Annotated in this window: 14 protein-coding genes; 11 read left to right on the forward strand and 3 right to left on the reverse strand. The window is 59.5% G+C overall.

The annotated features are described in order from the left end of the window. Positions 1 to 79: 79 nt before the first annotated feature. The 8 genes from PY311_RS10255 to PY311_RS10290 all read left to right on the forward strand — a co-directional run bounded on the left by PY311_RS10255 (position 80) and on the right by PY311_RS10290 (position 9,809). Positions 80 to 1,528, forward strand: a complete 1,449-nt coding sequence (locus PY311_RS10255; protein ID WP_286148589.1) for a UDP-N-acetylmuramoyl-L-alanyl-D-glutamate--2,6-diaminopimelate ligase — start codon at positions 80 to 82, stop codon at positions 1,526 to 1,528. Positions 1,529 to 1,585: 57 nt separating this feature from the next. Continuing rightward, complete coding sequence (gene mraY, locus PY311_RS10260) at positions 1,586 to 2,572, forward strand: phospho-N-acetylmuramoyl-pentapeptide-transferase (protein WP_286148590.1); 987 nt, start codon at positions 1,586 to 1,588, stop codon at positions 2,570 to 2,572. 41 nt (positions 2,573 to 2,613) lie between these two features. After that, complete coding sequence (ftsW, locus tag PY311_RS10265; RefSeq protein WP_286148591.1) at positions 2,614 to 3,840, forward strand: putative lipid II flippase FtsW; 1,227 nt, start codon at positions 2,614 to 2,616, stop codon at positions 3,838 to 3,840. Between the two features lie 53 nt (positions 3,841 to 3,893). After that, positions 3,894 to 5,033: an undecaprenyldiphospho-muramoylpentapeptide beta-N-acetylglucosaminyltransferase gene (murG, locus tag PY311_RS10270; RefSeq protein ID WP_286148592.1), complete on the forward strand. Its 1,140-nt coding sequence runs from the start codon at positions 3,894 to 3,896 to the stop codon at positions 5,031 to 5,033. A 133-nt stretch (positions 5,034 to 5,166) separates the two neighbouring features. Beyond that, positions 5,167 to 6,429, forward strand: coding sequence for a UDP-N-acetylglucosamine 1-carboxyvinyltransferase (murA, locus tag PY311_RS10275; RefSeq protein WP_286148593.1), 1,263 nt, complete (start codon positions 5,167 to 5,169; stop codon positions 6,427 to 6,429). 25 nt (positions 6,430 to 6,454) lie between these two features. Then, complete coding sequence (locus PY311_RS10280; RefSeq protein ID WP_286148594.1) at positions 6,455 to 7,231, forward strand: cell division protein FtsQ/DivIB; 777 nt, start codon at positions 6,455 to 6,457, stop codon at positions 7,229 to 7,231. Between the two features lie 171 nt (positions 7,232 to 7,402). After that, the gene (gene ftsZ, locus PY311_RS10285; RefSeq protein ID WP_286148595.1) at positions 7,403 to 8,554 is read left to right on the forward strand and encodes a cell division protein FtsZ; all 1,152 of its coding nucleotides are present in this window, start codon (positions 7,403 to 7,405) and stop codon (positions 8,552 to 8,554) included. Positions 8,555 to 8,804: 250 nt separating this feature from the next. Next, entirely contained in the window at positions 8,805 to 9,809 is a 1,005-nt protein-coding gene (locus PY311_RS10290) for a SpoIVB peptidase S55 domain-containing protein (RefSeq protein WP_286148596.1), read from the forward strand. Positions 9,810 to 10,001: 192 nt separating this feature from the next. On the opposite strand, the gene PY311_RS10295 is transcribed toward PY311_RS10290, so the two are convergent. Then, positions 10,002 to 10,697 carry a GNAT family N-acetyltransferase gene (locus tag PY311_RS10295; RefSeq protein ID WP_286148597.1) on the reverse strand — a complete coding sequence of 232 codons (696 nt, stop codon included), beginning with the start codon at positions 10,695 to 10,697 and terminating at the stop codon, positions 10,002 to 10,004. 165 nt (positions 10,698 to 10,862) lie between these two features. Here PY311_RS10295 and PY311_RS10300 point away from each other — a divergent pair, with 165 nt between their 5' ends. The 3 genes from PY311_RS10300 (at position 10,863) to PY311_RS10310 (ending at position 14,316) form a co-directional block, all read left to right on the forward strand. Further along, the gene (locus PY311_RS10300; RefSeq protein ID WP_286148598.1) at positions 10,863 to 11,684 is read left to right on the forward strand and encodes a purine-nucleoside phosphorylase; all 822 of its coding nucleotides are present in this window, start codon (positions 10,863 to 10,865) and stop codon (positions 11,682 to 11,684) included. Positions 11,685 to 11,704: 20 nt separating this feature from the next. Beyond that, complete coding sequence (locus tag PY311_RS10305; protein ID WP_286148599.1) at positions 11,705 to 13,003, forward strand: amidohydrolase; 1,299 nt, start codon at positions 11,705 to 11,707, stop codon at positions 13,001 to 13,003. 149 nt (positions 13,004 to 13,152) lie between these two features. Next, entirely contained in the window at positions 13,153 to 14,316 is a 1,164-nt protein-coding gene (locus PY311_RS10310; protein ID WP_286148600.1) for an iron-containing alcohol dehydrogenase, read from the forward strand. Between the two features lie 82 nt (positions 14,317 to 14,398). On the opposite strand, the gene PY311_RS10315 is transcribed toward PY311_RS10310, so the two are convergent. Both PY311_RS10315 and PY311_RS10320 read right to left on the reverse strand, forming a co-directional pair. Beyond that, positions 14,399 to 14,803, reverse strand: coding sequence for a cytidine deaminase (locus PY311_RS10315; RefSeq protein WP_286148601.1), 405 nt, complete (start codon positions 14,801 to 14,803; stop codon positions 14,399 to 14,401). A 7-nt stretch (positions 14,804 to 14,810) separates the two neighbouring features. Beyond that, positions 14,811 to 15,647, reverse strand: coding sequence for a nucleoside phosphorylase (locus tag PY311_RS10320; RefSeq protein WP_286148602.1), 837 nt, complete (start codon positions 15,645 to 15,647; stop codon positions 14,811 to 14,813). Positions 15,648 to 15,777 lie beyond the last annotated feature (130 nt).

The following is a 15,777-nucleotide window of genomic DNA, read 5'->3' on the forward strand; positions in this document are numbered from 1 at the left end:
CACGATTCACGGTATGCTTCCGCTAAAAAGCTGATAGAATACTTACGATGAAATCACCTTGAAACTGGAGGATATCAATATGAAACTGCGGGAACTGCTCTCCGGTGTCTCTGTGCTTGCGTGCACGGCAGATATGGAAATGGAGATCAGCGGCGTCAGCTACGATTCAAGAAGCGTGCGCCCTGGCGATCTGTTTGTGGCCATGACCGGCTTTGCGGTGGACGGACACAAATTCATTGCCGCGGCACAGGAAAAGGGCGCGGCGGCGGCGCTGTGCCAAAAGGAGCCGGGGGGGACGCTGCCGTATGTGCGGACAGAGGATTCTCGCCGCGCACTGGCAATCGTCGGGGCCAACTGGTTCGGCCATCCCGCTAAGGAAATGACCATGGTGGCCGTGACCGGCACCTGCGGCAAGACCACTACCACGTATTTGCTGAAGGCAATTTTAGAGCAGGCGGCAGGGGCCAAGGTGGGTCTTATCGGCACCAACCAGAATATGATCGGCGACGCGGCGCTTCCAACGGACCGTACCACGCCGGAATCCTTTGAGGTCCAGAAGCTGTTCCGGGAAATGGCGGACGCCGGGTGCACCCATGTGGTGATGGAGACGTCTTCTCACGCGCTGTATCTGGACCGGGTCTACGGCGTGCACTACGATGTGGGCGTGTTCACCAATCTGACGCAGGATCATCTGGATTTCCATAAGACCATGGAAAGCTACTGCGATGCCAAGGCAATTTTGTTCCGGAACTGCAGTGTCGGCGTGGTGAACGCCGACGACCCGTGGACGCCCCGGCTGCTGAAGGATGCGGCCTGTAGGGTGATGACCTACGCAGAACGGGCGGAAGCGGACCTTCGGGCGGAGCATATCGCTCTTTCCGCTGACGGAATCGCCTTTGACGCCGTGACTGAAACGGAGCGGGTGCCTGTTCGGGTGCACATCCCCGGCGGCTTTATGGTGTATAATACGCTGGATGTGCTGGGTGCGGCGCTGGCGCTGGGAATCCCACTGAAGGACAGCGCCGCCGTGCTGGCAGGCGTCCCCCATGTGCAGGGGCGGGTGGAGGTCATTCCCACGCCGGGAAAGGATTATACGATCCTCATTGACTACGCCCACACGCCGGACAGCATGGTCAACGTCCTGCGGACAGTGAAGGAGTTTGCCAAGGGCCGTACCGTAGCGGTGTTCGGCTGCGGCGGCGACCGGGACCGGACGAAGCGGCCTCTGATGGGAAAGGCTGCGGCGGACTGGTCGGATTTTGCTGTGGTTACCACCGACAATCCACGGACGGAGCAGCCGGAGGCTATTATCGAGGAGATTCTGCCGGGCTTTGCCGGCAGTGCAACGCCCTATCAGGTGGTGGTGGACCGGGTGGAGGCCATCCACTGGGCCATGGACCATGCACAGAAGGAGGACGTCATCGTTCTGTGCGGCAAGGGTCATGAGACCTATCAGGAGATCAACCATAAGAAGTACCACATGGATGAGCGGGAGATCGTGGCCGATTATCTGAAAAGCGGACATTGAGCCGCCGCAAGAAAAGAAAGAAAACAGACCGTCTGCGGGACGGTAAGAGGAGAAAGCATGAATATCAATGTCATTGCGTCGTTGGTTGGCTGTGTGCTGACCATGATTTTGGGGAAATTTGTATTAGCGGAACTGCGGAAGCTGAAGGCCGGACAGGAAATCCGGCAGGACGGTCCCACATGGCACAATTCCAAAGCGGGAACGCCCACCATGGGCGGCATCGCGTTTATTTTGGGCAGCGGCATTGCCGCCTTTGCCTGCGGCTGGCAGCAGATGGTAAACGGGGAGTTTGCCCATCTGTATGTCTATCTCTTTGCCCTGTGCTTCGGCCTCATCGGCTTTGTGGATGATTACCGCAAGGTCCGCCAGCACCAGAACGAGGGCCTGACCGCCAAGCAGAAGTTTGTTCTGCAGCTTTTGGCGGCAATCGTGTTCCTTTGCCTGATGCGCTATGAGGGCCTTTTGACCAATGACCTTTATATCCCCTTTGTCAATGTGACGGTGACGGTGAACTGGATTCTTTACCTCATTTTCGCCGCCTTCGTCATTGTGGGCTGCGTCAACGCCGTGAACCTCACGGACGGGATCGACGGTCTTGCCTCCGGCGTGACCGCTGTGGTGATGTTCTTTTTCCTGCTGGCGGCTATGCTCTGGAAAATGACCTCCCTCGGAATTTTCTCCGGTGCGCTGTGCGGCAGCCTTGTGGGCTTCTTTGCCCTGTATAACCACCACCCCGCCAAGTGCTTTATGGGCGATACCGGCAGCCTGTTTTTAGGCGGCGCTGTAGCGGCTCTGGCCTTTGCCATGGATATGCCGCTGGTGCTGATTTTAGTGGGAATCATCTACATTCTGGAAACTCTGTCCGATATTATACAGATTGGATACTTCAAGCTCACCCACGGCAAGCGCTTTTTCAAAATGGCGCCGCTGCACCACCATCTTGAGCGGTGCGGCTGGAGCGAGGTGAAGATCGTGACGGTGTTCTGCACCGTGACCGCGATTTTCTGCGCGCTGGCCTATTGGGGCATTCAGGGCCGCTATTGAGCGGACGATTTTTCAAAAACGGCTGAAAGGAGGGAAACGCAATGGCAATGGAGCAGCGGACGCGCCGCCGCCCCCTGACCCGTCAGGAACAGTTGGTCCTGCAGGAGCGCAAGCAGCTCCGCCGGGAGAAAATGGAGCAGAGCCGGGAGCTGGCAAAGGGACCCATTGACCTGCCCTTCTGCCTGCTGGTGCTGCTGCTGACCGCCATCGGCCTTGTGATTCTGCTTTCGGCCAGCTTTCCCTCCGCCTATTACGAGGCAAATCCCTCCAAGCACAATCCTATGTATTACTTTGAGCGGCAGGCGGTGTTCGCCGTGCTGGGAACAACGGTGATGTTTATTGTCAGCCGCTTCAACTATCAGCGCCTGCGGGGCGCGGGGAAGATCTTGCTGTATATTTCCCTTTTCCTGCTGGTCATCGTGCTTATTCCGGGCATCGGCCAGCTCCGCAACGGCGCCCGCCGCTGGATCGGTTTGGGCGTGCTGACGTTCCAGCCCTCGGAGATCGCAAAGGTGGCCATCGTGGTCTACTTTGCCGGCAGCATTTCCCGAAAAAAGGAGCAGATGCAGACGTTTCGCTACGGCATCGTACCTTACGCCTTTATTCTCGTTTTAACGGCGGGGCTTGTGGGTAAGGAGCCGCACCTCTCCGGCGCACTGCTGATTTTGGGCGCCGGCGCGGCTATGATGCTGGTGGGCGGCATCAACTGGCGCTGGGTCTTTGCCGCTATCGGCGCGGTGGGGGCCATGGCGTATGTGGTGCTGTTCATTGTTGGCTATAATACCTCCCGCGTTACCTACTGGCTGGACCCGTGGGCGGACGCGGGCGATAAGGGCTATCAGCTCTCTCAGAGCCTTATTACCATCGGCTCCGGGGGACTCTGGGGACTGGGCCTTGGCAAGAGCCGGCAGAAATTCCTGTTTTTGCCGGAGGAGCACAACGATTTTATTTTCGCCATTGTCTGCGAGGAGCTGGGCCTCATCGGCGCCTGCGTCATCATGCTGCTCTTCGCGGCGCTGGTGCTGCGGGGCTACTGGATCGCCCTGCACACCCGGGACCGCTTCGGTGCGCTGTTGGTGGTGGGTATCATCACCCTCATCGCCATGCAGGTGTTTTTGAATATCGCCGTGGTGACGGGTATGCTGCCGACCACCGGTATTCCGCTGCCGTTTTTCAGCTACGGCGGCACGGCACTGTGTATCCAACTGGCGGAAATGGGAATCGTACTCAGCGTTTCCCGACAGATGAAGCCGACGAAGGCGGGGTAGCGTATCCCGCCTTTTTCCGCTGAAAAAGGGACATAACCGAGAAGGGGAGCTTTATGGAAAAACAGATTCGACGGGTGATTTTTACCTGCGGCGGCACGGCGGGCCATGTGAACCCGGCCATCGCCGTGGCGCAGCTTGTGGCGGAGAAAAATCCGGGCGTAGAGATTTTGTTTGTGGGCGCGGAGCGGGGACTGGAAAAGGAGCTGGTGCCTGCGGCGGGCTATGATTTCCGCACGGTGCATATCTCCAGTTTTCACCGCTCCTTCAAGCCTGCCGAAATAAAGCATAATCTGGTGTCTCTATACAACATGGTCCGCTCTCCGGCGGAGGCCCGGGCCATTCTCCGGGACTTCCGGCCCGATGTGGTCATCGGCACCGGCGGCTATGCCAGCTATCCCATGGTAAAGGCCGCCGCCAAGGCGGGGATTCCTACGGCGGTGCATGAATCCAACGCCGTGCCGGGGCTGACCACGGAGCTGCTGGAGCCCTTTGCCGACCGCATTATGGTGGGCTTTGAAAGCTGTCGAAAGCACTACAAGCACCCGGATAAGATAGTGGTCACCGGCACACCGGTGCGGGAGGATTTTTTCACGCTGACACGGGAGGAGGCTAAGAAGCGGCTGGGCGTCAACGATGGGCGGCCCCTTATTGTTTCCTTCTGGGGGTCGCTGGGCGCGGCGGGCATGAACGCCAATATGGCAGATATGCTGGCGCTGGAGGCGGCAAAGGAGCCGTTCCACCATATCCACGGCGCGGGAAAGGCTGGATATCCCAAGGTATTGTCCGCGCTGCGGGAAAAGGGCGTTGACCCCGCGGCCCACCCGGCGCTTCAGGTGCGGGAGTACATCTATGACATGGCGCCGGTGATGCGGGCGGCGGACCTTGTGATCTGCCGTGCGGGGGCATCCACGGTCAGCGAGCTGACCGCGCTGGGAATCCCGGCGATTTTAGTGCCCTCGCCCTATGTGACCAACAACCATCAGGAGAAAAATGCCCGGGCGCTGGAGGCGGGCGGCGGCGCGGAGGTGCTGCTGGAAAAGGACGCCTCCGGGCAGGCGCTCTTTCAAAGCGCGGCAAGGCTGCTGCGGGAGGACGAGAGGCGCACGGCCATGGGCGCGGCTATGGCGGCGCTGGGCGTCCGGGATGCGGCGGCGCGCATCTACGATACGGTGCAGTCGATTTTAAAGACCTGATCAGCGCTTAAAACGTTTACATTTATACGGTTTCCTTCCCGGCATTTTCGTGCTATACTGCCGGAAAAGGAACCGAATCCCCCCGGACTCCATAGGATGATGCGGAACATCATTCTGACTTGGAGGGACGGACATGAGCCAACTTTTGGCAGCGGGCGGCAGACGCCTATCCGGGGAGGTCACAATACAGGGGGCAAAAAACAGCGTGCTGCCTATTTTAGCGGCGACGCTGCTGACAGCGGACACGGTAGTGCTGCGGCGCTGCCCCCGGTTAAAGGATGTGGAGGCGTCCATCCGCATTCTGGAGGCACTGGGCTGTACAGCCCGGTGGCAGAACGATGCACTGGTGGTGGACACTGCCGGTATGAATGGCTGCGCCATCCCGGACGCGCTGATGCGGGAAATGCGCTCCTCGGTGATTTTTTTAGGGGCCATTCTGGCCCGGTGCGGGCAGGCGGCCCTCAGCAGCCCTGGCGGCTGTGAGCTGGGGCCACGGCCCATTGACCTGCACCTCACCGGCCTGCGGGCGCTGGGCGCGGAAATCATTGACGAGGGCGGTACGCTGCGCTGTCAGGCGGAAACACTGACAGGGCGGGAGCTTGTGCTGGGCTTTCCATCGGTGGGCGCTACGGAAAACCTGATGCTGGCAGCCTGCGGCGCGGAGGGTGTCACGATTTTGACCAATGCGGCCCGGGAGCCGGAAATTGAGGACCTTCAGAATTTCCTGACCGCCTGCGGGGCGGACATTACCGGCGCCGGGACCTCTACCATCCGAATTCGGGGCAGGCGGCCCCTCCACGGCGGTACATACACCGTGATGCCCGACCGCATTGCGGCGGCGACCTACCTGTGCGCCTGTGCCTCCGCCAGTGGAGAGGTTTATCTGCGGGATGCCCGGGAAAATCATCTCTCCACGGTCACGGCAGTTCTCCGGGCGGCGGGCTGCACGGTGAATGGAGATGAAAGCGGCCTCCGCTGCCGCTGCGAAGGACGTCTGACCGCTCCGCCGCCTATCCGCACGGCCCCCTATCCCGGCTTTCCCACGGACGTGCAGGCTATCGTTATGGCGGCGCTGCTGCGGTGCCGGGGCGCGGCGGTGTTTGAAGAAAATCTGTTCAGCAGCCGCTACCGCCATGTGGATGAGCTGGCCCGGATGGGCGCGGACGTCCGCACCTACGGCCGGGTGGCGGTGGTGCTGGGAACGGAGCGGCTCCACGGCGCGGCGGTGCGGTGCACGGACCTCCGGGGCGGCGCTGCGCTGTGTGTGGCGGCGCTGGCGGCGGAGGGCGAGACCGTGATCTCGGATATCGGCCATATCGACCGGGGCTATGCGAGCATTGAGGGCGACCTGCGGGCGCTGGGGGCCGATATCCGGCGGCGGGAGACAGACGCTTAGAAACAAAGAACAAAGGAGAAACGGTATGGCAAGACGGAGAGGCTCGGCGCGGCGGCGCAGACGGGGAGGCAGCGGCTTCCTCTATAAGCTGCTGTCTGTTTTGCTGATCTGCGGCTGCCTTGTGGCCGCCATCACGCTGTTTTTCCGGGTGGATACGGTGGTTATCACCGGCGAGAAGCGCTATACGGAGGCGGAGATTCGGGAGGTCAGCGGCGTAAAGGACGGTGACAACCTGTTCCTCCTGAATAAGTATCAGGTTATCCGAAACATCGCGGAGGCGCTGCCCTATGTGGAGCTGGAGGAGACCCGGGTGCAGCGCAAGCTGCCGGATACGCTGCTGATTGAAATCAAGGAGTGCGGCGATCCCTTGGCGTGGGCACAGGACGGGACGGTCTGGCTGGTCAGCCCCGGCGGCAAGATCGTGGAGCAGCGGAACACGGTGGGGGACTATCCCACCATTGATGGCTGCCGCCTGCTGGCCCCCTCCGTGGGGACGCTCATCGCGCTGGATACGGAGAATGATACCCGGTGGCAGAGCCTTTTAGAGCTGCTGGCGGCGCTGGAGGCGGCGGATAAGCTGGGGGAGGTGGACGCCATCCATATCGGGAATGCCGCGTACCTCACCATGGACTACATGGGGCGCTTTTCTGTGGAGCTGAACTATGACGCCGATTTTGCCTATAAGCTGCGGACGCTGGACGCCATTCTGGCCAGCGGCAAGATTCAGGAAAATATGACCGGCACCTTTAATATGCGGGGCGAGGACGGAAAAACCAACTTTATCCAGAATTCCGTAAAATAAGGGCGGAGCGGGCACGGGGACCGAGAAAAAAATACGAAACAAATCCGCCGCGCCCCTTGACCTGACAGGAAAAATAGCATACAATAACATATAATAGTGTAAACACAAAATACAGTATATAAAGGGGCGTATCCTCGCCCTTTTGTACAAAAGACAGCAGGAGGCACCGCTATGGCATTTGGATTGGAGACCGGCCCCGAGTCCGTTGTGAACATCAAGGTCATCGGCGTTGGCGGCGGCGGCAATAACGTGGTCAACCGCATGGTCCGGACCGGCACCAAGGGTGTGGAGTTCGTGGCCGTGAATACAGATAAGCAGGCGCTGAATGTTTCCAGCGCTACCTACAAAATTCAAATCGGCGAAAAGCTGACCCACGGGCAGGGCGCGGGCTCCGACCCGGAGGTGGGCCGCAAGTCCGCTGAGGAGAGCCGCAACCAGATCGCAAAGGCACTGGAGGACACCGATATGGTGTTCATCACCGCCGGTATGGGCGGCGGCACCGGCACCGGCGGCGCGCCCATTGTGGCGGAGATCGCCAAGGAGATGGATATTCTCACGGTGGCTGTGGTCACAAAGCCCTTCGGCTTTGAGGGCCGCCGCCGGATGCAGCAGGCGGAAAGCGGCATTTCCGAGTTGAAGGACAAGGTGGATTCTCTGGTCATCATCCCTAATGAGCGGCTCAAGCACGCCACAGACCAGAAGATCACGTTTGCCAACGCCTTTGAGATCGCTGATGATGTGCTGCGGCAGGCGGTGCAGTCCATTTCCGATTTGATTCGGGATACCGGCTTTATCAATCTGGATTTTGCTGATGTTACCGCCATTATGAAAAACGCCGGCATGGCCCACATGGGCGTCGGTCGCGCGGCCGGCAAGGGCAAGGCCGAGGAGGCCGCGAAGATGGCCATTTCCAGCCCGCTGCTGGAGACCAGCATCGAGGGCGCCAAGGGTGTGCTCATCAACGTTACCGGCTCCATGGATATCGGCCTCGAAGAAGTGGAGCAGGCGGCCTCTCTGGTGCAGCAGGCTGTTCATCCCGATGCCCTCACTATCTTCGGCGCTACGTTCGACGAGACCATGGATGACGAGATTCGCGTGACCGTTATCGCCACCGGCTTTGATAAGGCACCCGAGACGGAGCTGCCCAAGATCGGCAGTTTCCAGAAGCCCACGGTGCAGTTGGAGGGACAGGAAAAGGAGCAGGCCAAGCCCGCCGTGCCCTTTGCCCCCATTGAGCCCATTGCGCCGGAGGCGGAGAAGGCCGCAGAGCCGGAGCCCGATCCCTTTGATGATATTTTCAAAATTTTCAATCGCAGGGATTAAACGCCACACTACATATTGCCAGCGTCCGCAGGAAAATTCCTGCGGACGCTTTTTTTCGCCCATAGTGGCGCGAAAGGGAAAATCTCTCTGGCGCCGCTGCCGCTTTTTGTCGGGGTTCGGTTTTTCTCAGCAGCACAAGCTACGAATGCCCGCTTTGAGAACAGGCGGGAACATTACGAGCGTCCTGCGGCTGTAAAACAAAATTTTATGAAAAAAGAAGGGCTGCGGACTTCGGAGGGAGGGATGATGATTGCATGAGGAACAACCGAAAGGGCCGCTCCGATATTTCGCAGCGGCGGTCATGGCGCTGGTGCTGTGCACCACAGCGGCACTGGCGGTGGAAAACGGGGAGCGGAGCTTGATTCCCGTGGGGCACACCGTAGGTGTCAAGCTGTTTTCCCGGGGCGTTGTGGTGGTAAAGCTGCCGGAGGGCACAACGCCGGCCCGGGCCTGCGGCTTGAAAACCGGCGATGTGATCTTGGAGTGCGGCGGCGAGAGTGTGACCTCCACGGAACAGTTCCAGTCGCTCTTGCAGGAAAACGGAACGGAGGCTACAGAGCTTGCCATCAAGCGGGACGGAAGCGCTATGACGCTCTCTGTGGAGCCGGAGCGAAATGACGCGGGCGTGTGCTGTATTGGCGCGTGGATTCGCGACAGCATGGCCGGAATCGGCACCGTGACGTATTATGACCCGGAGACCCGGACCTTCGGCGCGCTGGGACACGGCATCACCGATGGGGATACTGCCGCCCTGATGCCCTTTGGCAGCGGGGCTATTCTGGCCTCCACCGTCAAGGCGGTGAAAAAGGGCGGCACCGGCAGCGCCGGGGAGCTGCGGGGAGATTTCGACCTCTCCGGTGATGTGGGAACGCTGTACGCCAACACAAGCTGCGGTATTTTCGGAACGGTCACGGCGGACTGCCCGCTGACCTGCGGTGAATGCGTCCCGGCGGTAGAGCCCAAAGCGGGACCAGCTGTGATTCGCGCCAATGTGGCAGGGGATGCGGTGGAGGAATACACCGTTGAAATCTTAAAGGTGCTGCCCGGTGCCGCTGATGGCCGGGAGATGGTGCTCTCCGTTACGGACCCGGCGCTTATCGCTGCCACCGGCGGAATTGTGCAGGGCATGAGCGGCAGCCCAATTTTGCAGGACGGGAAGTTAGTGGGCGCCGTGACCCACGTTTTGCTGTCGGATGCCACCAAGGGCTATGGCATTTCTATTGGCACGATGCTGGAGGCCGGGGAGAAAACGTAAAAAGGATTGTCCGCAGATTTATTTGAAAATTTGAAAAGCTCCTTTCAGAATTATCTGCAAAAACCGCTGTTTTATTGCATGAAAAAGCAAAAAATCCCCATGTATTTGCCGCAGCGGCAGAAGGCATATTAAAAAAGGAGGACGTCGGTTTAAAAACCGACGCCCTCCTTGAAGAACAGAAAAAAGCGGCGCTCAGCCAATCCAGTACAGCGTCCGTCTGGAGTCAAACACCAGCCCCAGCTTGGTCTGAAGCGCTTCTGAAGCTGTGTTGCCGAGGCGGACATGGCAGTAGGGCAGAAGGCCCCGGCGGAGCTGCTGCGCGATGAGCCCGACCTCCAGTACCTCCGCAAGCCCGCGCCGCCGAAACTGCGGCAGGACCTCCAGCAGTCCCATGGTGCCCTCCTGATGGATACCGGCAAAGCCTGCCAGCGCACCGTCCACCATGCCGCCCAGCATTCCTTCTTCGATTCGCTGGCGGATGTGGCTTTCATATGCGCCGGGATTGTGATAGTTCTCCAGCACAAAATTTAAATCGGCCTCCGTCAGCGGACGGACGGAAAGGCCGGGACGGGCCTGAAGGCGCGGCGGCTCCTTGCCCGGATAGATGGCCTGTGCTGCCTCCATGGTGAACCAGTCCGGATGGGCCGATACAAGGTGATCCCGGACAGCCTTGCAATCTGACAGCACCAGACCGGTGCCGTTGAGCTCCGGGAGGTCAAGAGGGACCTCGCCGCCGGTATAGGTGATGGAAAAGCGGTCATTCCGCAGGGCGATGCCCCGGTCCTCCGCCCAGCAGAGCCGTGCACCCCGCCGGCAGAAATCTAAAAGATACCCATATCCAAAGGCGTCCCGGGATACCCAGTCCGCAACGATCTGTTCCGTTGTCATCGCATTCGCTCCCTACGTGAAAAAATCTGTTTCACTGTATCACAGATTCCATGGCTTGTCCAGAGCTTTTGCATGATTGACGCAAATTCCAAATCGTGTTAATATAAAATAAACACGGCGCTTTTTTGAAGCCGCGCCGCTAAAAAAGCAGGAGGTATCCGAAGTATGCCCTATACATATGACTATTTTCAAAAAAGCGTAGATTATCTCAAGGAAAAGGTGGATTTCACACCGGAGATCGCCATTATTCTCGGCTCCTGTCTCGGGCCGTTCGCGGAGGAGATCGAAAACCCCATCGTGGTGGATTATAAGGACATTCCCAATTTCCTTGTGTCCACAGTAGCTTCCCACGCGGGCAAGCTGATCTTCGGCACTGTCTGCGGCCGCAAGGTCGTTTGTATGTCCGGCCGCTTCCACTCCTATGAGGGCTATGATTTTGAGCAGTTGGTTATTCCCATCCGGGTATTCAAGCTGCTGGGTGTTCAGAAGACGATCATTACCAACGCCGCCGGTGCCGTGAATACCGGCTACCGTCCCGGTGATGTGATGATCATTTCCGACCACATCAAGCTGGCGGGCCACAGCCCCCTCCGCGGCCCCAATGTGGAGGAGTTTGGCCCCCGTTTCTTCGATGTGACCCGGATGTATACGCCGGAGCTGCGGAAAATTGCCGTGGCCTGCGCCGAGGGCACGGGTATCCGGGTCCACGAGGGCGTGTATATGTTCTTCACCGGCCCGCAGTTTGAAACGCCTGCCGAAATCCGCGCCGCCCGGATTCTGGGCGCGGACGCCGTGGGCATGTCCACGGTGACGGAGGCGCTTACCGCCGCTCACTGCGGAATGCCGCTGCTGGCGCTGTCCGTTATGACCAACATGGCCGCCGGTGTGCTGGACCGTCCCCTGACCACGGAGGAGGTGGACGAAACGTCCAAGACCATCGCCAGCCGTTTCAGCGCGTACATGAAGAAAATCGTGGCGGCCATTTGATACGGACGGGAGGGAAACGCGTGAAGCTGTTACTGAAGCATTGTGATATTCTGGCAGGTGACGGAGAAGGCTATCGCTATTTGGCGGATGCCTACCTCAGTATTGACGGAAGCGTGATCGACTATATCGGCACGGAGCCGCCAAAGGCCGCCTATGACCGGGAAAAGGACATGACCGGCAAAATGCTGGTCCCCGGTCTTATCAACTGCCATGGCCATACCGCCATGACGCTGCTGCGGGGCGTTGGCAGTGACCTGCCCCTACAGGAGTGGCTGTTTGAAAAGATGATGCCCATTGAGGATCAATTTACAAAGGAGGACATCCGCATCGGCAACCGGCTGGCGCTGCTGGAGATGATCTCCACCGGCACCACCAGCTATTCCGATATGTATTTCCATACGGATACCGCCGTGGAAAACGCGGTAGAGGCGGGTATCAAAGCAAACCTTTGCCGCCCCAGCCAGTGCTTTGATAAAAATGAGACCTACGAGCAGAATACTCGTGCCAAGGAGTCCATCGACCTTTTTAAGCGCTGCAACGGCATGGCGGAGGGGCGCATTCTTATTGACTTTGCCATCCATGCGGAGTACACGAATTTCCCCCATATTGTAGAGGCGTACAGCGCCGACTGCAAGGCCCTCGGCGGGCGGATGCACATTCATCTCTCCGAGACGAAGAAGGAGCACGAGGAGTGCATTGCCAAATACGGCAAGACCCCTGCGCAGTGGTTCAACGATTTGGGGACGTTTGACTCCCCTACCTTTGCCGCCCATTGTGTCTGGGTCACGGAGGAGGATATGGCGCTGATGCTGGAAAAGGGCGTCAGCCCGGTCCATAATCCCACCAGCAACATGAAGCTCGGCAGCGGCTTTGCCCCCATTCCCCGGATGCTGGAGCTGGGGCTGAACGTGGCGCTGGGTACGGACGGTGCCGCCAGCAACAACAACCTGAACATGATGGAGGAAATGCACCTTGCCGCCGTGCTCCACAACGGCTTTACCCATGACCCCACGCTGATGAAGCCCGCGCAGGTATTGAATATGGCTACCCGCAACGGTGCAAGGCTTCAGGGCCGGAACGATACCGGTGTGCTGGAGGTGGGAAAAAAGGCGGATATCATTGCCATTGACCTGAATCGCCCCCATCTCTGCCCTAATGTAGACCCGCTGGCGCTGATGACCTATTCCGCCCAGGGCAGCGATGTGGTCATGACCATGGTGGATGGCCGCATTCTCTATGAAAACGGCGAATTTTTGACGTTGGACGCCGACCGCATTCTTCACGATGCCCGGGCGTGTGTGGCGCGGCTGTACCGCTGAGAGACGGAGCCGCGGCATTGGCCTGAATGCGGTTTACGTGCCTTTTGCAAATGAGTATTCCAAGCGCTTTGAAGCATACTGTTGAAAAACCATGCCGCCGGAGGCGGCTGTGAAAAAAGCGCCGCTGTGCGGCGGAAAGGATCACAATTATGCAGAATTTTACGTTCAATATCCCCACGGTGGTTCATTTCGGCAAGGGTCAGATCAGCAAGCTGGGCGAGGAGATCGCCAGCCGTGCCAGCCGCGTGCTGGTGGTGTACGGCGGCGGCAGCGTTAAGCGCAACGGCGTGTATGACGGTGCGGTGGAGCAGATGAAAGCCCACGGCATCGAGTGGGTGGAGCTTAGCGGCGTGGAGCCCAACCCCCGCATTATCACGGTCCGCAAGGGCGTGGAGCTGTGCCGTGCCAACAAACTGGACGGTGTGCTGGCGCTGGGCGGCGGCAGCGTGATCGACTGCTCCAAGTCCATTGCCGCCGGTGCCTGCTACGATGGCGATGTGTGGGATTTCCCCTCCGGCAAGGCCGTGCCGGAAAAGGCGCTGCCGATCTTCACCGTGCTGACCATGGCGGCCACCGGCTCTGAAATGGACGGAACCGCTGTGATCTCCGATATGGAGACCAACCAGAAGCTGGCCTTTGACGCCCATGTTTGCCTGCCCGCCGTGTCCATTCTGGACCCCTCCTATACCTGCTCTCTGCCTGCCTCCCAGACAGCGGCCGGTACGGCGGACATCATGTCCCACACCTTTGAGAACTATTTTAGCCGCATTGAGGATTCTTTCCTTGCCGACAGTCTGGCAGAGGCTATCCTGAAGGCCTGCATCCACTACGGCCCCAAGGCCATCGCCCAGCCCGACGACTATGAGGCCCGGGCCAACCTGATGTGGTGCGCTCCGTGGGCCATCAATGGCTTCCTTGAGATGGGTAAGCCGGTGGCATGGAGCGTACACGCCATTGAGCATGAGCTGTCTGCCTTCTACGATATTACCCACGGTGTGGGCCTTGCAATTTTGACCCCCAACTGGATGCGCTATGTACTGAACGAAAAGACCGAGCACCGCTTTGCCGCCTACGGCGTGAATGTTTGGGGCCTTGATCCCAAGCTGCCCCGGCGGGAGCTGGCGGAGACCGCCATTGAAAAGACCCGGGCCTTCTTTACCTCCATGGGCCTGCCCTCCACTCTGCGGGAGGTGGGGATCGGCGAGGAGAAGCTGCCCCTCATGGCGAAAAAGGCCTACGGCCCCCGCTTCGACAACACCTTCGTTCCTCTGACGGAGGAGGACATTCTGAACATCCTGAAGATGAGCCTGTAGGCATATCGGCAGCAGTTCAGCGGAAAAGAATAAAAAGCCCCGCCTGCCAAAATCCGGCAGGCGGGGCTTTTTTTCCTGTGATTTATTTGTCCCGCCCGCTGCCCATAAAGGCCATAGGCAGCAGCTCTGACGCGGTCATTTCCACCACATCGGTCCCGGCGGCGTTGGCCATGATGACCTGAATATCCGGGTCAAAATCCACCAGATATTGCCGGCAGAACGCACAGGGGGATACGGGCTTGTCCGAGTCGGAGACAACGGCAATGGCCGTGAATTCCGTGTGTCCCATGGACACGGCCTTGACCATGGCGGTGCGCTCGGCACAGATGCTGGAGAGGGTGGTATGCAGCTCCACATTGCAGCCGGTGACGATCTCGCCGCTTTTTGTCACCAGGGCGGCGCCTACATGAAAGCCGCTGAAGGCTCGGGCGTTGTGGCGGACCTCCGCCGCTTTGGCGATGAGCGTTTTTTTCAGAGCCTCGTCCATGGCGGCCTCACAGTCCGGGGAAGTAGTATCGCTTCCCCTGCTCCGCTTTTTTCCGGTCCCATTCTGTCAGAATGCGGACAGCCTCCGCACCGGCAAGACAGGCGTTGTACTCGCCCTCTGCCGTTTCGTCCCACTCGCCGGTGATGCGCTGGGCCACCACGGAAGCGCACATTCCCGCACGCTTGCCGAAAATGCGGCTGAGGGTGGTGACAGTAGCGCCCTCCATCTCAAAATTCAGCACGCCGGCCTGCCGCAGATCAGCAAAGTCTGCATCCAGATGAGAGGGGCGATAGCCGCCGTAGCTGGTGCGGCACTGGCCGGTGTAGAAGGAGGCGCAGGTGCAGCCGGTGCCGACATGGTAGCGCAGCCCCAGATTTTCACAGGCCTGCACCAGTGCCAGCACCACCTCATAGGACGCGGCGGCGGGATATTCGTCCCGGACATACAGGTGGGAGGTGCCATCCAGCCGGACGTTGGAATCGTTGATGATGATATCGCCGATGCGGATGCCCTCCTGAATGGCACCGGTGGTGCCGACGCGGATAAAGGTGTGAGTACCCCGGGCGGCAAGGTCTGTCAGCGTGCATTCCGCACTGGGGCCGCCGATGCCCGTGGACCACGCGCCCAGCTCTACGCCCTTGTAGGTACCCACTGCCGCCGCAGAGCGCCGGGACAGCGCATACAGCTTTGCGCCCTCGTCCCACTGCGCGGCCATTTTCTCCACCCGGTTCGGGTCGCCCGGCAGCAGCACGTATCCCGGCGCCCGCTCCGGCGCGGCCGTATCTACATGTCCCAGCTCCGAGGCGGACAGTCCCCGGCGCGCCTGTTCAATCTGTTTGCTCACGGTGTTATCCCTCCATATTCTGCGGCTTTGCCGCGCTTCGTGTCTTCTTGTATTATTGCGGGCGGCGGGATTTTTGTCAAGCTACGGACTGAGCGCCGGTGAGATATTGTTGCTTTGTAAAAATAATAGG

Origin of the sequence: Neopoerus faecalis, assembly GCF_029218125.1 — a bacterium.
In the GTDB taxonomy this organism is placed as follows: domain Bacteria; phylum Bacillota; class Clostridia; order Oscillospirales; family Oscillospiraceae; genus Oscillibacter; species Oscillibacter faecalis_A.